The 21,624-nt window shown below is 65.7% G+C and carries 26 protein-coding genes; 11 read left to right on the plus strand and 15 right to left on the minus strand.

Translation table 11 applies throughout. From position 1 onward, the window contains the following. Positions 1-74 precede the first annotated feature (74 nt). The gene (gene purB / locus MK313_RS11500; protein ID WP_287781703.1) at positions 75-1,376 is read left to right on the plus strand and encodes an adenylosuccinate lyase; all 1,302 of its coding nucleotides are present in this window, start codon (positions 75-77) and stop codon (positions 1,374-1,376) included. A gap of 179 nt (positions 1,377-1,555) precedes the next feature. Here purB and MK313_RS11505 read toward each other — a convergent pair whose 3' ends face one another. Further along, complete coding sequence (locus tag MK313_RS11505) at positions 1,556-1,876, minus strand: DUF1476 domain-containing protein (protein ID WP_008945044.1); 321 nt, start codon at positions 1,874-1,876, stop codon at positions 1,556-1,558. Positions 1,877-2,012: 136 nt separating this feature from the next. Here MK313_RS11505 and MK313_RS11510 point away from each other — a divergent pair, with 136 nt between their 5' ends. The 4 genes from MK313_RS11510 (at position 2,013) to MK313_RS11525 (ending at position 4,609) form a co-directional block, all read left to right on the plus strand. Next, complete coding sequence (locus MK313_RS11510) at positions 2,013-2,786, plus strand: NRDE family protein (protein ID WP_287781705.1); 774 nt, start codon at positions 2,013-2,015, stop codon at positions 2,784-2,786. Positions 2,787-2,920: 134 nt separating this feature from the next. Next, positions 2,921-3,685, plus strand: coding sequence for a phosphoribosylaminoimidazolesuccinocarboxamide synthase (purC, locus tag MK313_RS11515; RefSeq protein ID WP_121222102.1), 765 nt, complete (start codon positions 2,921-2,923; stop codon positions 3,683-3,685). Between the two features lie 49 nt (positions 3,686-3,734). After that, entirely contained in the window at positions 3,735-3,977 is a 243-nt protein-coding gene (gene purS / locus MK313_RS11520; RefSeq protein ID WP_121222104.1) for a phosphoribosylformylglycinamidine synthase subunit PurS, read from the plus strand. After that, positions 3,917-4,609 carry a class I SAM-dependent methyltransferase gene (locus MK313_RS11525; RefSeq protein WP_287781708.1) on the plus strand — a complete coding sequence of 231 codons (693 nt, stop codon included), beginning with the start codon at positions 3,917-3,919 and terminating at the stop codon, positions 4,607-4,609. Before purS ends, MK313_RS11525 begins: the two co-directional genes overlap by 61 nt. Positions 4,610-4,629: 20 nt before the next feature. Here MK313_RS11525 and MK313_RS11530 read toward each other — a convergent pair whose 3' ends face one another. The 5 genes from MK313_RS11530 to MK313_RS11550 form a co-directional block, all read right to left on the minus strand. After that, positions 4,630-4,854: a ribbon-helix-helix domain-containing protein gene (locus MK313_RS11530; RefSeq protein ID WP_008945039.1), complete on the minus strand. Its 225-nt coding sequence runs from the start codon at positions 4,852-4,854 to the stop codon at positions 4,630-4,632. A gap of 6 nt (positions 4,855-4,860) precedes the next feature. Then, positions 4,861-6,282, minus strand: a complete 1,422-nt coding sequence (gene fumC, locus MK313_RS11535; protein WP_121222108.1) for a class II fumarate hydratase — start codon at positions 6,280-6,282, stop codon at positions 4,861-4,863. 123 nt (positions 6,283-6,405) lie between these two features. Next, a complete protein-coding gene (gene acdA / locus MK313_RS11540) occupies positions 6,406-7,617 on the minus strand; it encodes a 3-sulfinopropanoyl-CoA desulfinase (protein WP_121222109.1) in 1,212 nt (403 codons plus the stop codon). An 87-nt stretch (positions 7,618-7,704) separates the two neighbouring features. Further along, positions 7,705-8,556, minus strand: a complete 852-nt coding sequence (gene hemF, locus MK313_RS11545; RefSeq protein WP_121222111.1) for an oxygen-dependent coproporphyrinogen oxidase — start codon at positions 8,554-8,556, stop codon at positions 7,705-7,707. Between the two features lie 8 nt (positions 8,557-8,564). Next, positions 8,565-9,047 carry a tRNA (cytidine(34)-2'-O)-methyltransferase gene (locus tag MK313_RS11550; RefSeq protein ID WP_287781711.1) on the minus strand — a complete coding sequence of 161 codons (483 nt, stop codon included), beginning with the start codon at positions 9,045-9,047 and terminating at the stop codon, positions 8,565-8,567. A gap of 182 nt (positions 9,048-9,229) precedes the next feature. On the opposite strand from MK313_RS11550, the gene petA reads away from it, so the two are divergent. From petA to MK313_RS11570, 4 genes are all read left to right on the plus strand, one after another. Further along, entirely contained in the window at positions 9,230-9,796 is a 567-nt protein-coding gene (gene petA, locus MK313_RS11555; protein ID WP_008945034.1) for a ubiquinol-cytochrome c reductase iron-sulfur subunit, read from the plus strand. A gap of 11 nt (positions 9,797-9,807) precedes the next feature. Continuing rightward, a complete protein-coding gene (locus MK313_RS11560; RefSeq protein ID WP_008945033.1) occupies positions 9,808-11,058 on the plus strand; it encodes a cytochrome b in 1,251 nt (416 codons plus the stop codon). Then, positions 11,058-11,825: a cytochrome c1 gene (locus tag MK313_RS11565; protein ID WP_287781714.1), complete on the plus strand. Its 768-nt coding sequence runs from the start codon at positions 11,058-11,060 to the stop codon at positions 11,823-11,825. Before MK313_RS11560 ends, MK313_RS11565 begins: the two co-directional genes overlap by 1 nt. 130 nt (positions 11,826-11,955) lie before the next feature. Continuing rightward, positions 11,956-12,840: an S-methyl-5'-thioadenosine phosphorylase gene (locus MK313_RS11570; RefSeq protein ID WP_287781716.1), complete on the plus strand. Its 885-nt coding sequence runs from the start codon at positions 11,956-11,958 to the stop codon at positions 12,838-12,840. A 4-nt stretch (positions 12,841-12,844) separates the two neighbouring features. On the opposite strand, the gene MK313_RS11575 is transcribed toward MK313_RS11570, so the two are convergent. From MK313_RS11575 to MK313_RS11605, 7 genes are all read right to left on the minus strand, one after another. Beyond that, positions 12,845-12,973, minus strand: coding sequence for a hypothetical protein (locus MK313_RS11575; protein WP_287781718.1), 129 nt, complete (start codon positions 12,971-12,973; stop codon positions 12,845-12,847). Positions 12,974-13,006: 33 nt separating this feature from the next. Then, positions 13,007-13,321 carry a VOC family protein gene (locus MK313_RS11580; RefSeq protein ID WP_287781720.1) on the minus strand — a complete coding sequence of 105 codons (315 nt, stop codon included), beginning with the start codon at positions 13,319-13,321 and terminating at the stop codon, positions 13,007-13,009. Between the two features lie 2 nt (positions 13,322-13,323). Then, the gene (locus tag MK313_RS11585) at positions 13,324-13,677 is read right to left on the minus strand and encodes a DUF1428 domain-containing protein (protein WP_008945029.1); all 354 of its coding nucleotides are present in this window, start codon (positions 13,675-13,677) and stop codon (positions 13,324-13,326) included. Between the two features lie 87 nt (positions 13,678-13,764). Next, positions 13,765-14,442, minus strand: a complete 678-nt coding sequence (locus MK313_RS11590; protein WP_287781722.1) for a dienelactone hydrolase family protein — start codon at positions 14,440-14,442, stop codon at positions 13,765-13,767. A gap of 72 nt (positions 14,443-14,514) precedes the next feature. Next, entirely contained in the window at positions 14,515-15,804 is a 1,290-nt protein-coding gene (locus MK313_RS11595) for a glycosyltransferase family 4 protein (protein WP_287781724.1), read from the minus strand. Next, entirely contained in the window at positions 15,801-16,634 is an 834-nt protein-coding gene (locus MK313_RS11600) for a hypothetical protein (RefSeq protein WP_287781726.1), read from the minus strand. Before MK313_RS11600 ends, MK313_RS11595 begins: the two co-directional genes overlap by 4 nt. 8 nt (positions 16,635-16,642) lie before the next feature. Continuing rightward, on the minus strand, positions 16,643-17,515 hold the full coding sequence (locus tag MK313_RS11605) for an ABC transporter permease (RefSeq protein ID WP_008945025.1): 873 nt from the start codon (positions 17,513-17,515) through the stop codon (positions 16,643-16,645). 191 nt (positions 17,516-17,706) lie between these two features. Between MK313_RS11605 and MK313_RS11610 the strand changes: the two genes are divergently transcribed. Together MK313_RS11610 and MK313_RS11615 are read left to right on the plus strand one after the other, a co-directional pair. Further along, on the plus strand, positions 17,707-18,522 hold the full coding sequence (locus MK313_RS11610) for a sulfotransferase family 2 domain-containing protein (protein WP_008945024.1): 816 nt from the start codon (positions 17,707-17,709) through the stop codon (positions 18,520-18,522). Continuing rightward, entirely contained in the window at positions 18,519-19,298 is a 780-nt protein-coding gene (locus tag MK313_RS11615; RefSeq protein ID WP_287781730.1) for a sulfotransferase family protein, read from the plus strand. The genes MK313_RS11610 and MK313_RS11615 overlap by 4 nt, the downstream gene beginning before the upstream one ends. A 24-nt stretch (positions 19,299-19,322) precedes the next feature. Here MK313_RS11615 and MK313_RS11620 read toward each other — a convergent pair whose 3' ends face one another. Together MK313_RS11620 and MK313_RS11625 are read right to left on the minus strand one after the other, a co-directional pair. Then, positions 19,323-20,189 carry a hypothetical protein gene (locus MK313_RS11620; RefSeq protein WP_287781732.1) on the minus strand — a complete coding sequence of 289 codons (867 nt, stop codon included), beginning with the start codon at positions 20,187-20,189 and terminating at the stop codon, positions 19,323-19,325. Beyond that, positions 20,182-21,480 carry a replication-associated recombination protein A gene (locus MK313_RS11625; protein WP_287781734.1) on the minus strand — a complete coding sequence of 433 codons (1,299 nt, stop codon included), beginning with the start codon at positions 21,478-21,480 and terminating at the stop codon, positions 20,182-20,184. Before MK313_RS11625 ends, MK313_RS11620 begins: the two co-directional genes overlap by 8 nt. Positions 21,481-21,624: the final 144 nt, after the last annotated feature.

Genomic DNA, 21,624 nt, shown 5'->3' on the forward strand with positions numbered 1-21,624 from the left:
AGCCCCGGCGGCCGGATTGCTATACTCCGGCCCCGATATTCCACCCATCGTTCCATAACGACGAAGACGAGCCCATGATTCCGCGCTATTCCCGCCCGGCTATGACCGCCATCTGGTCGCCCGAGAACCGTTTCCGCATCTGGTTCGAGATCGAGGCGCACGCTACCGACGCGCTGGCCGAGCTGGGCGTGGTGCCGAAGGAAGCGGCCAAGGCGGTGTGGGAGCGCGGGCAGGGCAAGGTCGATCCGGCGCGCATCGACGAGCTCGAGCGTGAGGTAAAGCACGATGTCATCGCCTTCCTGACCAACCTGGCCGAGCATGTCGGCGAGGAAGCGCGCTTCGTCCATCAGGGCATGACCTCGTCCGACGTGCTGGATACCTGCCTGTCGGTGCAGCTGGTCGAGGCGACGGACATCCTGCTGGAGGATATGGACGCGCTGCTGGCTGCGCTGAAGCGCCGGGCCTACGAATACAAGGATGTGGTGTGCATGGGCCGCAGCCACGGCATCCATGCCGAGCCGGTGACCTTCGGGCTGAAGCTGGCCACCTTCTATGCCGAGTTCAAGCGCAACCGCGATCGGTTGGCCGCCGCGCGGGACGAGATCGCCACCTGCGCGATTTCCGGCGCGGTCGGCACCTTCGCCAACATCGATCCGCGCGTCGAGGCCCATGTCGCCCAGAAGCTGGGTCTGACGGTGGAGCCGATTTCAACCCAGGTCATCCCGCGGGACCGGCATGCGATGTATTTCGCGACGCTGGGCGTTATCGCCAGCTCCATCGAGCATCTGGCCATCGAGGTTCGCCATTTGCAGCGCACCGAGGTGCGCGAGGCGGAGGAGTATTTCTCGCCCGGCCAGAAGGGCAGCTCCGCCATGCCGCACAAGCGCAACCCGGTGCTGACCGAGAACCTGACCGGCCTTGCCCGCATCGTGCGCGGCATGGTGATCCCGGCGATGGAGAATGTGGCGCTGTGGCACGAGCGCGACATCAGCCATTCCTCGGTGGAACGGATGATCGCCCCCGACGCCACGGTGACGCTGGATTTCGCGCTGGCGCGGCTGACCGGCGTGATCGACAAGCTGGTGGTCTATCCCGATGCCATCGAAAAGAACCTGAACCAGCTGGGCGGGCTGGTGTTCTCGCAGCGTGTGCTGCTGGCCCTGACCCAGGCCGGGGCGAGCCGCGAGGATTCCTACCGCCTCGTACAGCGCAACGCCATGCAGGTCTGGGAGCGCGGCGCCAACTTCCTGGAGCTGCTGAAGGCCGACAAGGACGTGACCGCGAAACTCTCCGAGGCGAAGCTGGAGGAGCTGTTCGACATGGGCTACCACACCAAGCATGTCGATACGATCTTCGCCCGGGTGTTCGGGGAATAGGCCGGAACAGCTAGCCGAAAAGCAAATGCCCGGGCAAGACCCGGGCATTTTTTTCTTGGACCGTCACCCCCGCACTTGTTGCGGGGGTCCAGGCTTCCGCTTACTGGATCGTCGGTCGAGTAAGCTGAACCCTGGATTCCCGGGACAAGCCCGGGAATGAGATGTTGAGTGGGATTGCCTTACTCCGTCGTGACCTGGCGCTGCGCCTCGTCGAGCATCTCTTCCATCTTCTTCAGCAGACGGTGCTCGCTCATCTCGACCTTGGCGGCCTGGAAATCGCCCATCAGCTTTTCGATGACATCGTCATGACCGGGCTTCTCGAAGTCCGCGGCGACAACGCTCTTGGCGTACTCATCGGCCTTTTCGCCGGTATGGCCCAGCAGCTCGGCCGCCCACAGCCCGACCAGCTTGTTGCGCCGCGCGATGATCTTGAAGCGGAGTTCCGCATCATGCTTGAACTTGTTCTCGAAGGCCTGTTCGCGCTCGCTGAAAGACGCCATGCTGCTGCTCCGCTCTGTTACCTTGTACCGACGGCGCATTCGCGCCACTCACTCCCCATATAGGGTTGCGACCTTATCTACGCTATCGCCCAGCGATTCTGAACAGTCAATTTCGTGACGTTTTCCGGAACCCGCCATGTGCACTGTCGTCCTTCTGCATCGCCCCGGTCATGATTGGCCGGTCCTGATCGCCGCCAACCGCGACGAAATGTCCGGGCGTCCCTGGCAGATGCCCGCCCGGCACTGGGAAGACCGGCCGGATGTGGTGGCCGGCCTCGACGTGCTGGCGGGCGGAAGCTGGCTCGGCCTCAACGATCACGGCGTGGCGGCGGCGATCCTGAACCGGGTCGGCACGCTGGGGCCGGCCCCCGGCAAGCGCAGCCGGGGCGAGCTGGTGCTGGACGCGCTGGACCATGCCGATGCGTCGCTGGCGGCAGAAGCGCTGGCTGATCTCAACCCCGCCGCCTACCGCCCCTTCAACATGCTGCTGGCTGACAGCGATGGCGGCTACTGGCTGCGCGGTCTTGGCGAGGAAGGCGGCCATGTCGAGCTGCATCCGCTGCCGCCCGGCCTGCACATGCTGACCGCGCGCGATATCGACGATCGCGCCAGCCCGCGTATTGACCGCTATTTGCCGCTGTTCGAGCAGGCTGCCGTGCCGGACCCCGTCACCGGCGACTGGGCGGCATGGCGCGACCTGATGGCCGCCACGGAGCATGACTCCAAGGCGGGTCCGCGTGGCGCCATGACAATCCGTACCGAAAATGGTGGCGGCTTCGGCACGGTCTCCTCCTCGCTGATCGCGCTGCCGCGCCCCACCGGACCGGGCGAAGCGCCCCTGAAGCCGGTCTGGCTGTTCGCCCCCGGCGCCCCGGACGTGACGGAATATGAGCCGGTAGCGCTCGACTGACGGCGGCTGCCCTGCCGATTCACTCACATTGTTTCGCCCCCTTCTTCCTGCTATAGGGAGGCGAAAGCGACATGCGCGCGGTCGCGCAGCGTGCGCTGCCCCTGTACGGGGTTCCTTCTCGGGAGTTTCTCCATATGGCCAGACGCAGACGCATCTATGAGGGCAAGGCCAAGGTCCTGTTCGAAGGACCGGAGCCCGGCACTCTGGTGCAGTATTTCAAGGACGACGCCACCGCTTTCAACAACCAGAAGCATGGCGTCATCACCGGTAAGGGGGTGCTGAACAACCGCATCTCCGAGTTCCTGATGCAGCGTCTGGTCGAAATCGGCATCCCGACCCATTTCGTGCGCCGGCTGAACATGCGAGAGCAGTTGGTCCGCGAGGTGGAGATCATTCCGGTCGAGGTGGTGATCCGCAATATCGCCGCCGGATCGCTGGTGAAGCGCTTCGGCGTGCCGGAAGGCCAGTTGTTGCCGCGCGCCATCGTCGAATATTATTACAAGTCGGATTCGCTGGGCGACCCGATGATCTCGGAAGAGCACATCACCGCCTTCGGCTGGGCGACGACGCAGGAGATCGATGACATCCTGGCGCTGTCGCTGCGGGTGAACGATTTCCTGACCGGCCTGTTTGTCGGCATCGGTCTCCGGCTCGTCGATTTCAAGCTGGAGTTCGGCAGGCTGTACAATGAGGACGAGATGCGCATCGTGCTGGCCGACGAGCTTAGCCCGGACAATATGCGGCTGTGGGACGCCAAGACCAACGAGAAGATGGACAAGGACCGCTTCCGTCAGGATCTGGGCGGCGTGAAGGAGGCCTATCAGGAGGTTGCGCGGCGTCTGGGCATCCTCCCCGAGGGCGGCCCGACCGACATGAAGGGCCCGAAGGTGATGCAGTAGCCGCCGGGCTGCTGTAGTGTTTTTCTGCGACTAATGGAAAGCGGAATCTGTGAAGGCGAAAGTACATATCACGCTGAAGAACGGCGTTCTCGACCCGCAGGGCAAGGCGATCCACCATGCGCTGGAGGTGCTGGGCTTCACCGGCATCGGCGATGTCCGCCAGGGCAAGTATATCGAACTCGATCTCGCGGAAAGTGACCCGGTGAAGGCCAAGGCAGCGGCGGAGGAGATGTGCCGCAAGCTCCTGGCCAATACGGTGATCGAGAATTATTCCGTCGAGGTGGTGGCCTGAAGGCGCCAGCCGACAGCGAGTACCGGCGCCGGCTGGAGGCGCTTTACCTGCCCCGGCTGGACCGCCACCGCATCGGGCCGGAAGCCCAGGCGTGGCCTAACATCTTCGAGCAGTCCGTCCGCTTCATCGCACTGGCCGATATCGGCATCAAGCCGGATGATACGGTGCTGGATGCCGGGTGCGGGCTGGGCGATTTCGCGACATATCTGGGCGAGCATGATTTTCAGGGCCGGTATATCGGCATCGATATGCTGCCGCAGATGGTTGAGCGTGCGCGCCGCGCCCGCTTCGCCGATGGTTTCGATGTAAGTTTCGACTGTGCCGATATCCGCGATGCGCCGGAACGCTGGCAGGCGGATATCGTGGTGGCCAGCGGTATTTTCGTGGAAATGACCGAGGAGGAGGCGCGGGAGACCATCGCCGCGCTGTTCCGGGCCTGCCGCCGGGGGGTCGCCTTTACCTCGCTGTCGAGCTGGGATCGGTCGGAGAATGAAGAGGGGTTCCTCCGGCTCGACCCGCTGCGCACGCTGAAATTCTGCCGCGGCCTGACGCCACGCCTGTTGCTGCGGCACGAATATTTCTACAGCGATTTCGCGATCTACCTGTACCGGGACCTGCCGGACGTCAATTAACCAGGCGGCTTAGCCAAGCCTCAGCTGGCCTCGCGTTCCAGCAGCTGTTCCAGCACGAACACGCGGATGGCGCTGGACAGGTTGGCGGCGCGGTCCCGGTCGATGCTCTCGACCAGCGCGTTCACGGACAGGCGTTGCCGCTTGGCCAGCGACTGCAGCTGTTCCCAGAAGATATCCTCCAGCGACACGCTGGTGCGGTGGCCGGCGATTACGACCGAACGCTTGCGGATGGTTGTCGCACTCACGGTTCCTTACTCCCCCTTGCGGGTCGGGGCGATCATCTGGTGCGGATCGACCCAGCGATCGAACGAATCGGCATCGACATAGCCGAGGGCAAGTGCCGTCTTGCGTAATGTCTTACCGTCTGAATGTGCCTTTTTCGCGACAGAAGCCGCCTTGTCATAGCCGATATGCGGGGCCAGCGCGGTCACCAGCATGAGCGAGCGCTCGACATGCTCGGAGATGCGGGCGCCATCGGCCTCGATGCCGGTGAGGCAATTGTCGGTGAAGCTGAGCGCGGCGTCGGCCAGCAGCCGTATCGACTGCAGCGCGTTATAGGCGATCACCGGCTTGAACACGTTCAGCTCCAGATGGCCGCTCATGCCGGCGACGGTGATCGTGGTGTGATTGCCCATCACCTGCGCACACACCATGGTCAGCGCCTCGGCCTGGGTCGGGTTTACCTTGCCCGGCATGATGGAGGAGCCGGGCTCGTTCTCCGGCAGGCGCAGCTCGGCGAGGCCGGAACGCGGGCCGGAGCCCAGCAGGCGGATGTCGTTGGCAATCTTCATCAGCGACACGGCCAGCGTGTTCAGCGCGCCGGACGCCTCGACCAGCGCATCATGCGCGGCCAGTGCCTCGAATTTGTTCGGCGCCGTCACGAAGGGCAGGCCGGTCAGGCGCGCGGCCTCGGCGGCGAAGGCGGTGTCGAATCCTTCGGGCGCGTTCAGGCCGGTGCCGACGGCGGTGCCGCCCTGCGCCAGCTCGTACAGCCGGGGCAGCGTGCCTTCGATGCGCGCGATGCCATAGGCGACCTGCGTGGCATAGCCGGAAAATTCCTGGCCCAGCGTCAGCGGCGTGGCGTCCTGCAGGTGGGTACGGCCGATCTTCACGATGTCCGCGAAGGCGCGGCTCTTCATCTCCAGCGCCGCGTGCAGGTGGCGCAGCGCGGGCAGCAGGCGATTCACGATTTCGCTGGCCGCCGCGATGTGCATTACGGTCGGGAAACTGTCGTTGGAGGACTGGCTGCGGTTCACATGGTCGTTCGGGTGCACCGGCGATTTCGCGCCGCGCTGGCCGCCCAGCAGCTCATTCGCGCGGTTGGCGATCACCTCGTTGGCGTTCATGTTGGTCTGGGTGCCGCTGCCGGTCTGCCAGACTACCAGGGGGAACTCGTCGGCCAGCGTGCCATCCGCCACCTCGCCGGCGGCGGTCACTATCGCGTCCCCCAGCTTCTTCTCCAGCACGCCCAGCGCCATGTTCGCCAGGGCAGCGGCCTGTTTCTGGATGCCGAAGGCGTGGATCAGCGGCGCCGGCATGCGTTCGCCGCCAATGCGGAAATTCTGCAGGGAGCGCTGGGTCTGCGCGCCCCACAGCCGGTCGGCGGGCACCTTCACGGTGCCCATCGTATCGCTTTCGTCCCTATAGGCTTCGCGGTTGGCGGATTCGGTCATGACATCCTCATGGTCCTTGCGAAACGATTACAAGGACATATGGGTTGCCAGAAAAACGAATGCACCCTCCGGTAGGGCGGGGGAGCTATGCCGCCGTTGTCATAACTCGGCTATTCCGCTGCCCTATTCTGCAGCTCGCGGCTGGTTCAGATAGCCGTCGCGGGTCTGCGGCAGCTTCTTGCCCAGGATACGCGAGGCGACCATGGTGCGCAGCACCTGTGCGGTACCGCCGCCGATGGTGAACATGCGGGCGTCGCGCACCATGCGCTCCAGCGGGTTGTTGCGCGAATAGCCGGCGGCGCCATGCAGCTGCAGGGCGTTGTTGGTCACGGTGACCGCCATTTCGGAGGCGAAGACCTTGGCCTGCGCGGCGGCGGTCGGCTCCGGGAAGGGCTGGTCGCTGACCGCGGCGTTGTGGATCAGGGCGCGCGCCGCCTCCACATTGATCGACATGTCGGCCAGCATGAATTGCAGCCCCTGGAACTCGAAGATCGGTCGGCCAAACTGCTCGCGCTTCTTCACGAATTCCAGTGCCGTCTCGTAAGCGCCCGCCGCGATGCCCAGCGCCACGGTGGCAGCACCAACGCGCTGGCTGTTATAGGCGTTCATCAGCCCGGCGAAGCCGCGCCGGATGCCCTCCGGCGGGACCAGCGCCATGTCGGCGGGGACTTCCAGATTCTCGAAGATGACCTCGGTCTCGGGGATGCCGCGCAGCCCCATGGTCGGCTCGCGCTTGCCGATACGCAGGCCCTTCGGCTCGATGCCGTTTTCCGGGTCGCGCACCGCGATGAAGCCGCCGATGCCCTGTTCCACGCCATCCTCGAACACGCGGGCGAAGATCAGGTGCAGCTTGGAGACGCCGCCGCCGGTGATCCAGTGCTTCTTGCCGTTGATGACATAGCGGTCGCCCTTCCTCTCGGCGCGGGTCGTCATCTCGGTGGCGGCACTGCCGGCGTCCGGCTCGGTGATGCAGATGGCCGGCTTGTCGCCCTTCAGCACCAGGCTGGCGGCCAGCTTCTTCTGTGCCTCGGTGCCATAGGCCATGATCGCGCCGATGGCGCCCATATTGGCTTCCACCGCGATGCGGCCGGTGACGCCGCAGACCTTTGCCATTTCCTCGATCAGCAGGCAGGTCTCCAGATAGCCCAGCCCCTGGCCGCCATAGGCCTGCGGGATGGTCATGCCGAAGAAGCCGGCATCGCGCATCGCGGCCACATTATCCCAGGGGTACTGTTCGCTGCGGTCCACCTCGGCGGCGCGCGGGGCGATCACGGTCTGCGCCAGCTCGCGGGCGCGGGCGCGGAAGGCAAGCTGGGCGTCGGTCAGGCGGGTCATGGTCGTTTCCTCAGGGCTTTGATTGGTTTTGCCGGGAATCTAGGGCATGAGCCGGCGGCGGCAAAGCACCTTCGATGCAGGGCAGCCTTACGGCCACTTCGCCACGGGCGGCATCGACATCAGGATCGCCTCGGTGTTGCCGCCGGTCATCAGGCCGAACTTGGTGCCGCGGTCATGCAGCAGGTTGAACTCGACATAGCGGCCGCGCCGCACCAGCTGGTGCTCGCGCTGCTCCTCGGTCCAGGGCCTCTCCATATGCTTGCCCACCAGGGCCGGATAGGCCTCCAGGAAGGCGAGGCCGATATCGCGGGTGAAGGCGAAATCCTTCTCCCAGTCCTTGTCGAGGTAGTCATAGAAAATGCCGCCGACGCCGCGCGGCTCGCCCCGGTGCGGCAGGAAGAAATACTCGTCGCACCATTTCTTGAAGCGCTCGTAATAGTCGGCGCCATGGCGGTCGCAGGCGGATTTCAGCGCGCCGTGGAAGAAGGCGGTATCCTCATCGTCCGGCACCATCGGCGTCAGGTCGGCGCCGCCGCCGAACCAGGCCTTGGTGGTCACGATATGGCGGGTGTTCATGTGCACCGCCGGCACCAGCGGCGAGCGCATATGCGCCACCAGCGAAATGCCCGAGGCCCAGAAGCGCGGGTCCTTGTCAGCGCCGGGTATCTGCGCGCGGAACTGTTCGGAGAATTCGCCATGCACGGTGGAGATGTTCACACCCACCTTCTCGAACACCCGGCCGCGCATGACGGACATGACGCCGCCGCCGCCTTCCGGCCGGTCCCATTCCTTGCGCTCGAACCGCCCCGCCGGCAGGTCGGAGAGCGCGCCGGTATAGCTGTCCTCCAGCCCCTCGAAGGCGGCGCAGATGCGGTCGCGCAGTTCCCGGAACCAGTCGGTGGCCTGTTGCTTGCGGGATTCGGTCAGGGTGTCGTTCATGTTTCTTCTTATCCTCCGGCCTGATTGGCGAGCGTTTGGGCGGCGGGAAAGCCGCCAGTCTGCCGCAGCGCCTCGCCCAGCACCATAGCGGCTGCCTGGGCGACATTGATTGAACGCAGGCCGGGCAGCAAGGGAATGAGAAGGCGGGCGTCGGCGGCCTCATGCACATGATCGGGCACGCCGCTGCTCTCCCGCCCCAGAATCAGGATATCGTCGGGTCGGAAGTCGAAGCCGGTATAGGGCGTGGCCGCCTTCGTTGTCAGCAGCACCAGCCGGCCGGGCGCGCGGTCGGCCTGGAACCGTTCCCATGAGGCATGGCGGATCAGCGTCAGCCGGTCGATGTAATCCATGCCCGCACGCCGCATCCGCCGGTCGTCGAGGATGAAACCGGCGGGTTCGATCAGGTCCACCGGGACGCCGAGGCAGGCGCCCAGACGCATGATGGCGCCTGCGTTTTGTGGAATATCCGGTTGAAACAGGGCAAGGTGCATGGCAGTAGGTTTTCGCCTGGGCTGTGTTGTGCTTTGCAATCGTGTCGGATTGCATTATACCCGACGCGCCCGGCAGGGGTGGGGATCGCGGTTGGCACGATGCGACAGAGTGTCGCGATGTCCCCTGGCGGCACCGTAGTATTTTGTGAAGCCTATAAGACAGGCCTGTACGGGGGAAAGTAATGGCGCAAACCGCACAGTCGGGCACCGCAGGCGGCGCACAGGGTGCGCACGGCGAAGGCACCCGGCGTGATTTCCTGCATCTGGCGACGGTCGGTGTTGGCGCTGTAGGCGCCGCGGCGATCGCTTGGCCGTTCATCGACCAGTGGAACCCGGCGGCGGATACGCTGGCCCTGGCCTCCACCGAAGTCGATATCAGCAAGATTGCCGAAGGTCAGGCGATCACGGTCAGCTGGCGCGGCAAGCCGGTCTTCATCCGCCACCGCACGGCGACGGAGATCGAAGAGGCGACGGCCGTTCCTCTGGGCGACCTGCCTGATCCGCAGGCCGATACCGCCCGGACGGAAAAGCCGGAGTGGCTGGTCGTCGTTGGCGTGTGCACGCATCTGGGCTGCATCCCGCTGGGCCAGAGCTCGACCCAGCCGCGCGGCGAGTTCGGTGGCTGGTTCTGCCCGTGCCACGGCTCGCACTACGATACGTCGGGTCGAATCCGCAAGGGGCCGGCTCCGGAGAACCTGCCGGTTCCCGAGTACCAGTTCCTGAGCGACACCCGCATCCGCATCGGCTAGGAGTTCCTTCGATGAGCGGTTTCACGACGACGAACCCGGTCATTCGGTGGATCGACCACCGGCTGCCGGTTTTCACCTTCATGCACCATGAGCTGCATGAATACCCGACGCCGAAGAACCTGAACTATTTCTGGAATTTCGGTTCGCTGGCCGGCATCACGCTGGTCGTCATGCTGATCACCGGCATCACGCTGGCGATGCACTACACCGCGCACACCGACTACGCCTTCGAGAGCGTGGAGCGGATCATGCGCGACGTGAACTATGGCTGGCTGATCCGCTACATCCACATGAACGGCGCCTCGATGTTCTTCATCGTGGTGTATATCCACATCTTCCGCGGGCTCTATTACGGCTCCTACAAGGCGCCGCGCGAGATCCTCTGGGGTCTGGGCGTGCTGATCCTGCTGGCGATGATGGCGACTGCCTTCATGGGCTATGTGCTGCCGTGGGGCCAGATGAGCTTCTGGGGCGCCACCGTCATCACCAACCTGTTCTCCGCCATCCCGCTGGTCGGCGAGAGCATCGTGACCTGGATGTGGGGCGGCTTCTCGGTCGATAACCCGACGCTGAACCGCTTCTTCGCGCTGCACTACCTGCTGCCCTTCGTGATTGTCGGGCTGGTCGTGCTGCACCTGGTGGCGCTGCACCGCTTCGGCTCGAACAACCCGATCGGCATCGAGGCCAAGGGGCCGCAGGACACGATCCCCTTCCACCCGTACTACACGGTGAAGGACTTCTTCGGCCTGTGCGTGTTCTTCCTGGTGTTCGCCGGCTTCGTGTTCTTCGCGCCGAATTATATGGGCCATCCGGACAACTACATCCCGGCCAACCCGCTGGTCACCCCGGCGCATATCGTGCCCGAATGGTACTTCCTGCCGTTCTACGCGATCCTGCGCGCGGTGCCGGACAAGCTGGGCGGCGTGCTGCTGATGTTCGCGGCCATTGCGGTGTTGTTCGTGCTGCCCTGGCTCGACCGCTCGCCGGTGCGCAGCGCCGCCTTCCGGCCGCTGTACAAGCAGTTCTTCTGGATCCTGCTGTTGGACTGCATCGTGCTGGGCTATATCGGTGCCATGCCGGCTGAGGGCATCTATATCGTCATCGGCCGTATCGCCACCGCCTACTACTTCATCCACTTCCTGATCATCCTGCCGCTGCTCAGCGTCATCGAGCGGCCGAAACCCCTGCCGGCAAGCATTTCCAAGCCGGTGACGGGTTCCGGTTTCGCCTCCGCGCCCGCAGCCCCGATGGAGAAGCAGTAATGCGTAAGCTCGTATCGCGTAGCCTGACTGCCATCGCGCTGCTGCTGGCCCTGCCGGCCGGGGCCAATGCCGCCGAGGGCGTGGCGGTTCCCAAGCAGGACTGGAGCTTCTCGGGCATTTTCGGCACCTTCGACCGTGCTTCCGCCCAGCGGGGTTTCCAGGTCTATAAGGAAGTCTGCTCGACGTGCCACGGCGCCTATCACCTGAGCTACCGCAATCTTGCGGACCTCGGCTTCAACGAGGCGGAAGTGAAGGCGATCGCCGCCGGCTATACGGTGACGGACGGCCCGAACGACGATGGTGAGATGTTCGAGCGTCCCGCCGAGCCGTCGGACAAGTTCGCCCGGCCCTTCCCCAACGAGAAGGCAGCGCGCTTCGCCAATGGCGGCGCCTATCCGCCGGACCTGTCGCTGATCGTGAAGGCCCGTCCAGGCGGGGCGGACTATCTCTATGCCCTGCTGACCGGCTATCAGGAAGCGCCGGCCGACGTGACGATGATGGAGGGGATGAATTACAACGCCTACTTCCCCGGCCATCAGATCGCCATGGCGCAGCCGATCTATCCCGATGGCGTGACCTATGCCGACGGCACCGCGGCGACCATTGAGCAGCAGGCCCGCGACGTGGCTACCTTCCTGGCCTGGGCGGCCGAGCCGGAGATGGAGCGCCGCAAGCAGATGGGTATCAGCGTCATGCTGTTCCTGATCGTGCTGACCGGGCTTGCCTATGGCTCGATGCGCAAGATTTGGGCGGATGTGAAGAAGTAAGCACACCGCTCCATACGTGACGGAGAGGGCGCCGGCGACGGCGCCCTTTTCGTTTGTGCGGTACCCGCACTTGATCCGCTGGCAAGGAGCGACCAAACTGCGGCGCTTGCGATATCTGGGGAGCAAGGGGATGGCGGAACCCGCACGACCTGTGGTCGGCATCATCGGCGGCAGCGGCGTCTATGATCTGGACGGGCTGACAGACAAGGAATGGCGCACGGTCGAATCACCCTGGGGCCAGCCGTCCGACCAGCTGCTGTTCGCGTCACTGGACGGCATGCCGGTGGTGTTCCTGCCGCGCCATGGGCGGGGGCATCCGCTCAGCCCCTCCAGCATCAATTACCGCGCCAACATCGACGCGCTGAAACGGGCCGGCGTGACCGAAATCCTGTCGGTCAGCGCGGTTGGCAGCCTGCGGGAGGATCTGGAGCCGGGTACTTTCGTGCTGGTGGACCAGTTCATCGACCGCACCTTCGCGCGCGAGAAGAGCTTTTTCGGCCAGGGCTGCGTTGCCCATGTCTCGGTCGCGCATCCGGTTTGCGGCCGGCTGGGCGGGCATCTGCTGGATGCGGCGACGGAGACCGGCATCCGCCTCGTCGAGGGCGGCACCTATCTGGCCATGGAGGGGCTGCAATTCTCCACCAAGGCGGAATCGAAGCTGTATCGCAGCTGGGGCTGCGACGTGATCGGCATGACCAACATGCCGGAGGCCAAGCTCGCGCGGGAGGCGGAGCTATGCTACGCCAGCGTCGCCATGGTGACGGATTTCGACTGCTGGCACCCCGACCATGACCATGTGACGGTCGAGCAGGTCGTGAAGGTGCTGCTGTCCAACGCCGACAAGGCCCGCGCGCTGGTGAAGGCGGCCATACCGCGTCTGAAGGACCGCAAGGAGGCGTGCGAGAAGGGCTGCCACCATGCCCTCGATCACGCCATCATCACCGCGCCGGAGAGCCGCGATCCGACGCTGGTGGCGAAGCTGGATGCAGTGGCGGGGCGCGCCCTGCAGGGCTGAGGCGTTAATTCCCGGCGGCGGCCTGTTCGAGTCCGGCGATGTCGAATTTGGTCATGCGCAGCATCGCCTCGGTCACCCGTTTCACCCGGTCGGGGGCCGGGTCGCTCATCAGTTCGCCCAGCCGCTTCGGCACGATCTGCCAGCACAGCCCCCAGCGGTCGCGCAGTCAGCCGCACTGCTCGATACTGCCGCCATCGGAGAGCGCCGCCCAGAGCCGGTCGATCTCCGCCTGGTCGGCGCATTCCAGCATGATCGAGAAGCTGTGGTTGAACGGGTCGAGCGGACCGGCCTCGATGGCCATGTAGCGCTGGTCGCCCAGCGTGAACCCTGCAAGGCGTACGCTGCCTGCCGGGCCGCTCGGCGTGTCGGCGGGCAGGCCGGACAGCCAGTCCAGCGACGAGCCGGGGATGAGCGAGACATAGCGGCGCAGCGCCGCCTCCATATCCTTCTCGAACCACAGATGCTGGGTGACCCTGGCCATGGTCAGAGGTCCAGGATCGGCACGAACCCGCCGAAGATCATGCGCTTGCCGTCGAATGGCATCTTTTCGCCCATCTGCTGCATGCGCGGGTCGGACATCATCTTGCGGTTGGCCTCGTCACGCACTTCTTTCGACGGGAATTCGAACCAGCTGAAGACGATCTTCTCGTCAGGCTTCGCCTGCACGGCGCGGCGAAAATCGGTGACCTGACCGTCCGGCACATCGTCTTCCCAGCATTCCACCATGCGGGTGACGCCGAATTCCTTGAACAGGGCAACGGCCTCGTTGGCATGGGCCTTGTAAATCTCCTTGTTGGCGGCCGGCACGGCGGCCACGAAACCCTGCACATATTTCATTTTCATTCTCCGGTTAGACGATCTTAATAAGTTGATATCAACTTATATGAGACCTGTCAAAGACCGGGAGAGGAAGGCTCCTAAAAATCAGCCGATATGCTGCTTGAAGAAATCCAGCGTGCGGTCGCGGGCGATGCGGGCGCTGGTCGGCTCGAAGGAGCCGCGGGCGTCGCAGTTGAAGCCGTGATCGGCCGGGTAGATATGGATCGCGGCCTGTGGCTGCGCCTTGCGGATCTGGTCCACATCGCTGAGCGGGATGCCCTTGTCGGCCTCGCCGAAATGCATCAGCAGCGGGGCATTGGCCGTCTCGTCCTTGAACGGGACGATCTGCCCGCCGTAATAGACCACGGCGCTCTGCACCGGCAGGCGTGTCGCGCACAGGAAGGAGACCGAACCGCCCCAGCAATAGCCGACCGTGCCGACCTTGCCGGCGGCGGACGCGGCTTCGACGGCGGCGGCCATGTCCAGCATGACCTCGTCCCAGCTGACCTTCGACCGCAGCTCCCGCCCGCGCGCGATGCCTTCCGGATCATAACCCAGTTCCACCTTGCGCTCGGTGCGGTCGAACAGGGCGGGCGACACGCACAGATAGCCATCGGCGGCGAAGCCGTCGCAGACGCTGCGGATATGCGGGTTCACGCCGAAGATTTCCTGAATGACGACCAGCCCGCCCTTGGGCTTGCCGGCCGGCCCGGCCATATAGGCATCGAACTTGTGGCCATCGGCGGCGGTCAGTTCGATCTGCTGCTTCATCGTCTCGCTCATCGCGTCAGCTCCTGCGGCGGAAGGGATTTCGCGGCAGGGTAAACGGTCCGGGCAAAGGAAGAAAGGTGGCGGCTATTTCCGCCGCAACAGTCTGCGCAGGCTGAGCAGCAGCCGGGCAATCAGCGCCTGATGCGGCCGGCTGGGCCGGATATGCCAGCCGGTCCAGACGCGCCGGACTTCCTCCTGCGGGATCGCCGGACGACCGGTTGCGGCGCCTGCCGCCAACCGGTCTGCCAGTGCTTTCGCCAGAGCCTCGGCGGAGGGGGAGAACAGCAGCTGGTCGCGGTCTTCCGGCGCGATCAGCTCGGCAACGCCACCGACATCGGCGGCCAGGAAGGGAATGCCGCCCAGCAGGCATTCCAGCACGGTGCAGGGCGAATTCTCGATCAGCGACGGCATGATGGCCAGCCGGACGGGTGCCGCAAGATAGGCCAGCGCATCCGTGCTGTCGAGGTCGCTGACGAATGCTGTTCCGACCGGCCAGCCGGCGGCGCGGCCGGCGACATAATCCCGTCCCTCCATGCCTTCGATGGGGGTCGATTTGCCGAGGAAGGTGATTTTCAGCCCGTCATGCCGGGCAAAAATTCCATTCGCGGCCAGCCGGTCCAGTGCGTCGCAGAACAACAACACGCCCTTGCGCGGCTCCAGCCGCCCGAAGAAGACCAGTTCCCTGACCGGCAGGCCCTGGCGCGGTACCGGCGCCCCGGTGCCCTCACCGCGCGGCAGCAGGTTCTGCTGCACGTAATGACGCTTTGGCAGCTGCCAGCCGCGCGCCTCCATCCACCCCAGCAGGTAATGGCTGGGGGCGATCAGCACATCGGCCTGTTCGATGGCGTAGCGTTCGATCCGTTCCTGCTCCGGGTCGTTCGGCAGGCCGTTGCCTTCCGCCGCCCAGGCGCTGGGGCCGTGCGCGCCGATCACCAGCAGTGTGTCGATGAAGCCCTGGCCCATCCGCATGGTCCGGACCGTCTCGTGCCCCAGCCCGATCCAGTCATGGAAATGCACGATGTCGGCGCGCTCGCCGGCCAGCCAGCTGGTGACCTGCAGCGACAGGGCCAGCGGGCTACGATCCCGGTAGGCATCCTCGTGCAGGAAGGCCAGGCGGATACCCCGTCTGCCGTAAAGATCGGCCCAGCGCTCCTGACGGTCCGGCTGCTGCATCGTGCCGGCCAGATCGACGAACAGCACGGTGACATGATGCCCGACATCCGCCAGCGCCTCGGCAAGGCCGGTCAGCGCCGTGGCGATGCCGCCATTGCGGACCGGTCCCAAGATCTCGGCGGTGACGATAATGATGCGGTGCCGGGGCGCGCCCTGTGCGTCCTCCAGGATATCATTGGCCAGCAGCGGATAGCGCGTCATGCGGCGCTGCGGCGGTCGGTAGCAGCCGCCCGGTCGAGCAGGGCGGCGATACGCGCTGTCGGCTCGCGCCCGCCGATCATGGCGCGCAGGCATTCCGCCGTCGCCACGGTGAAGGGGGCAAGGCGCAGCTGGCTGGCGCGGGTGCGGCGCAGGGATGGGTCGATGGCATCGCGCACGGCAGCCAGCGCGTCGTCTGCCGCCTGCGGCTGGCCGAGGAAAGCGGCAAGGGCGGCCGCCTGACGTTCCGGCTGGTCCAGCCAGGCATCGTAATCGACGACAAGCCGGGGCGCGCCTTCGCTGTAGGAAAGCGCCTCCAGATAGCTGCGCCGCCACAGCGCCTCCGCATCCGCCGGGGTGACCCGCCCCTTGTCGGCGAAGGAAGCGGTGACGATGGCGGGATCGCGCAGGCTGATGAGATAGCGTGCCGCAAGCCCGCGCCTTGCCAGCAGCCGGCGCCACAGGGGCAGCAGCCGGACGGTACGCGGGTCCTTGAAGCCCCAGGGCCTGCCGGCGGCAGCGGCCAGTTCGCGGTCGAGGATGGCGCCCAGCGCCCCGGCGATGCGGGTTATCTCCGGCCCGTCCCAGGCATCCTGCGGGATCGGCAGATGGCTCTGCGGCGTGCTCCAGTGCCGGTTCAGCAGGTGGAGCGCCTCGTCTTGCAATTCCACGATGCCGGCATGTTCCCAGTAATCATAGGCGGGCTTCGCCTCGAAACTGTCGCGGGTCAACACCTCCGGCCCCAGCTCCAGCCCCAGCAGGGCGGCCAGCCGCGCCAGCAGCGAGGTGCCGCTGTTGTGCATACCGAGGATGAAGGTGACGGGCGCGGTCATGGTCGGGATCAGAGAATGTCGGCGAAGCTCTTGCGGGTGCGGGCGAACCAGTAATAGCCGATCCAGGCGACAATGAGGCCGGCCAGCAGGTGCCAGCCCAGCAAGGTCCAGTCGGGCAGGCGGCCCAGCACCAGCACGGCGCGCAGCTGCTCCACCGGGATGGTCAGCGGGTTCAGCAGGATCAGCTTCTGGAAGATGCCCGGCAGCCGTTCCACCGGGAAAAGGATCGGGCCAATGAACAGCAGGATCATCGACAGCGGGCCGGTCGCCTGCACGATGTCGCGGAAATACAGCCCTACCGATGCCAGGAACCAGGCCACGCCAACGCCCATCAGCACCAGCGACACCAGCGTCAGCGGTGCCAGAATTGCCGTCCAGGGCAGGCCGCCGAACACCGCCAGTACGGCCAGCACCAGCACGCCGAGGCCGACCGCCAGATGGAACAGGGCGGAGGCCACCAGCACCCAGGGCAACACCTCCAGCGGGAACACCACGCGCTTCACCAGATTGGCATGCTGGTGCAGCAGCGTCGGGCCGCGCGTCAGGCATTCGACGATGAAGCCGTGCAGCACCAGCCCGCTGAACAGCATGACGGCGAAACCCAGCTTGCCGCCGCCGGCCTCGCTGTCTGCCGCGATGCCCCAGCGCGCCTCGAAGATATAGCCGAACACCAGCGTATAGATGGCCAGCTGCAGCAGCGGATTGCCGAAGGACCAGAACAGCCCCAGCACCGAGCCGCGATAGCGCGAGCGCACCTCCTGCATCGCCATCTGTCCGATCAGCTGGCGATGGCCGAACAGGCTGCCGAACACGCCAGCCGGTGCCTGCAACAGGCGCGACCGCAGGATCGCCGGTTCATCGGATCTGGCAGGGACACTCACCGGTGCTGTTCCTCAAGCGTTAGCAGGCGGATTTGCGCGCGTCAGCGGCCATGCATAGGCCGTGCGATGCCGGATGGCAAGCCGGGAGGGAAGGCAGCAGAGCGAGCTTCCCCTTCCCCTGATGCCCGGACCGAGTTAAACCCGGACGCAGTATCGTAACCCTATCCCAACAGCCGGGACCGCCGCCCGCTATGCCTCTTGCCGCCGCCCTCGCCCCGCAACCGCCGGTCTATTTCCTGCACATCAACAAGACGGCGGGTACTTCCTTTGCCACGGTGGCGCAGCGCGCCTTTGCGATGGAGCGAACCTGCCCGGCGGGGCTGGTGCCGGAGTTGCTGTCGCTGCCGGCGCCACGGATCAAGAGCTACGATTATTTCCGCGGGCATTTCGGTCTTGGCCTGCTGTCGCTGCTGCCGCGCGCCCAGGCGGAGTCGCTGACGATCTTCACCCTGCTGCGCGACCCTGTGGACCGAACCATCTCGCAGATCAATGCGCATTTCCGCAATCCCGGCACGGCGCTGCACAAGGCGGTGGTGGCGCGGCGCGGCGATGTGACGGCCTGCCTGGCGGAGCCGGAGATCGCGCATATGCTGGCGGATTACCAGACGCGCTCGCTGGGGTTGCCGCTCGACCTGGCGGCGCTGAAGATCCAGGGGCCGCCCTTCCGGGGGCTGCAGGAACTGACCGCCGAGGCCGCGCGCGATGCCGATCCGCAGGCGCTGCTGGTACAGGCGAAGCAGACACTGGACCGCTGCGCGATGGTCGGGCTGGCCGAGCGCTTTGATGAATCGGTGCGCTGGCTGGGGCGGTGGCTGGGCGTGCCGTATGACGGCCCTGCGCCGCGCCGCAACGTGTCCGCCTTCAATCCCGATACCGGCAAGCCGAATGCCCTGTCGCGCGCCGACCTCTCTGCGGCGACGATCCACCGGCTGGAGGAGATCAACCGGCTGGATATCGCGCTCTACGAGCATGCGACGCGTTTGTTCGAGGCCAGGCGGGCAGCATGAGCGGCAGCCTCTCCTTCCTCGGGCTGGGCGCGCAGAAGAGCGGTTCCACCTGGCTCTATTTCATGCTGCGCGAGCATCCCGGCCTCTATCTGCCGCCGGTGAAGGAGCTGCATTTCTGGGACCGCGACCGCGCATTGGGCCTCGACTGGTACCGCGCGCAGTTCGCCCCGGCCCCGGCCGGCACCAGGGCGGGGGAGATAACCCCGGCCTATGCCATCCTCTCGCATGAGCTGATCGCCGAGGTGCGCCGCGAATTCCCCGATATCCGGCTGCTCTACCTGATGCGCAACCCGGTGGAGCGGGCCTGGTCCGGTGCGCTGATGGCGGTGCCGCGCGCCGAGATGACAGTCGAGGAAGCCTCCGACCAGTGGTTCATCGACCATTTCAATTCCGCCGGCTCGCGCTGTAGGGGCGACTACAAATCCTGCATGCAGGCCTGGTTGCGTCAGTTCGAGGGGGAGCGGCTGCGCTGGTTCCTCTATGACGAGGTGGTGGCAGATCCCCGCGCCGTGCTGATGGGCTGCGCCGACCATCTGGGCGTCGATCCCGGCTTCTTCCGCGACCTGCCGGAAGAGAAGCTGAACGCCCGCTATAATGAGGGGACGGGCGTGCCGATCCGCCCTTCGCTGCATGCCTATCTGGCACGGCTGTACCGGCCGCAGATTCTTGCCCTGCAGGATTATCTGAAGCGCGACCTGTCGGCCTGGCTGGAAGCGAACGACCGGGCGATGGGAACGGCGCCGAAATCCTGGCTCGACCGGCTTCTTGGGCGTTAGACGCCCCCGATTAAACGCCCCTGACTAAACGCCTACGATCCAGCCTTCGCGGCGGGCCTGTGGTTCTGCCTCTTCCGGCAGCGTGAACAGCTTCCCGGCACGGTCCAGCCAGCGCAGCCCTGCCGCCGAGATCAGCGCATCGCCCTCATGATCGGTGAGCCGTTCTGGCGCCCCTGCTGCTGGGGCGCTTTCCAGTGCGGTGAGGGCCGTATCCAGCGTGGCGCGGTCCTTGATCTTGGTCGTGCTGCCCAGCGCCTGCCGTCGGAACAGGGTGGGGTAGATTTCTGCCAGCACAGTGGGCTTGTCCGCATCCTCGAACGGCCAGACCGCGACCTGTGCCGGTGCCGCCCGCCGGATGGCCCGCAGCGTGCGGATGCCGGCCAGCGCTGCCTTGCCGACCTGCTTCGCCCCGATCAACTTGAACACGGTCTCAGGGTAGGTGGAGGTTGCCTCGCCGCAGGCGGTTTCGGTCCGGCGCTTGTCGTTGCGCCAGTCAGGCTTCTGCTTGCCGCTGACCCAGTAGGACGGGGCGAAGGCCTCGTGCGTCACCAGCGGGCCGGCGTGGAAATCCGGCGCCTCGTCGCTGGCCTGCTCGATCAGCTCCCACAGGGCGAAGGCGTCGGTGATATGGGGTACCCGCTTGGCCAGATAGCCCTCGCCTTCGATCCACGGAAAGCCGAAGGCGAAGTCGAAGCCGGCCAGCAGCCGCTCGCCCCTTGCGATGCGCTGGCCCAGATAATCGGCGACCGTGCTGCGCGTCCAGCGGCTCCCCTCCGGCACGATCAGGCGCGGGCCGGATTCATCTATACACTCGGCGAGCGCGATGCCGCTGTAGCGGCCCTTCGCCCCTGACCAGTCGATGCCAATATAGCAGTCAAACCGCTCACGCATCGCCACTTTGCCGCTTCGTGCGCAGCTTCGCCCAATAATCCAGACGCTTCACCAGCTCGCGCTCAAAGCCGCGCTCCGGCGGGTTGTAGAAGCGCTGCCGCGGCATGCCGTCGGGAAAGTAGTTCTGGCCGGAGAAACCTTCCTCGGCATCATGGTCATACTGGTAGCCCTTGCCATAGCCGATATCCTTCATCATCCGCGTCGGCGCGTTCAGGATATGCATCGGCGGCATCAGCGAGCCGGTCTCCTCGGCCGAGCGCCGCGCCGCGCCATAGGCCTTGTAGCCGGCGTTGGATTTCGGCGCGGTGCCGAGATAGATAACCACCTGCGCCAGCGCAAGCTCGCCCTCCGGGCTGCCGAGGCGCTCATAGGTCTCCGTGCCAGCCATCGCCTGCACCACGGCGTGCGGGTCGGCGAGGCCGATATCCTCCACGGCGAAGCGGATGAGGCGCCGGGCGATATAGAGCGGGTCCTCGCCACCATCCAGCATGCGCGCGAACCAGTAGAGGGCAGCGTCCACATCGCTGCCGCGCAAGGATTTGTGCAAGGCGCTGATGAGGTTGTAGTGCCCCTCCCGGTCCTTGTCATAGATCGGCGCGCGGCGTTGCACCGTGGCGGCCAGCCTTGCGGCGTCCAGCGGCTCCGGCGCGTGCAGGGTGAACACCTCCTCCGCCAGATTCAGCAGGAAACGGCCATCGCCATCGGCCATGGCGCGCAGCGCCTCCCGCGCCTCCGGCGTCACCGGCAGCGGGCGACCTTCCAGCGCCTCTGCGCGGGACAGCAGCAGCTCCAGCGCGGCATCGTCCAGCCGGCGCAGCACCATCACCTGGCAGCGCGACAGCAGCGCGGCGTTCAGCTCGAAGGAGGGGTTCTCGGTGGTCGCGCCCACCAGCGTGACAGTGCCATCCTCGACATAGGGCAGGAAACCGTCCTGCTGCGCCCGGTTGAAGCGGTGGATTTCGTCCACGAACAGCAGCGTGCCCTGGCCGCCACCCTGCCGGCGGTGTTTCGCGGACTCGAACACCTTGCGCAGATCGGCGACACCGGAGAACACGGCGGACAGCGGCTCGAAATACAGGCTGGTGCGGTCGGCCAGCAGGCGGGCGATGGTGGTCTTGCCGCAGCCCGGCGGGCCCCACAGGATCATCGAGGCCAGCCGCCCGGCCGCCAGCATCCGCCCGATGGGCGCATCGGGGCTGAGCAGATGGTCCTGCCCGACCACCTCGCCGATATGGGCGGGGCGCAGCCGGTCGGCCAGCGGACGCGGAGCCTGGGATTCGAACAGCGACATGGCGGCTACTCTAATGCGGCCCGGTGCGTGGGGGAATGGGCGGGATGGGGTATGGGGCAGTTCCCCCTCACCCAGCTTCGCCTAATCTCGGCTCACGCCTCGATAAGGCTGCGCAACCCTCTCCCTCGTAGGGGAGAGGGAAAA

Source organism: Oceanibaculum sp. (assembly GCF_022449305.1).
GTDB lineage: Bacteria > Pseudomonadota > Alphaproteobacteria > Oceanibaculales > Oceanibaculaceae > Oceanibaculum > Oceanibaculum indicum.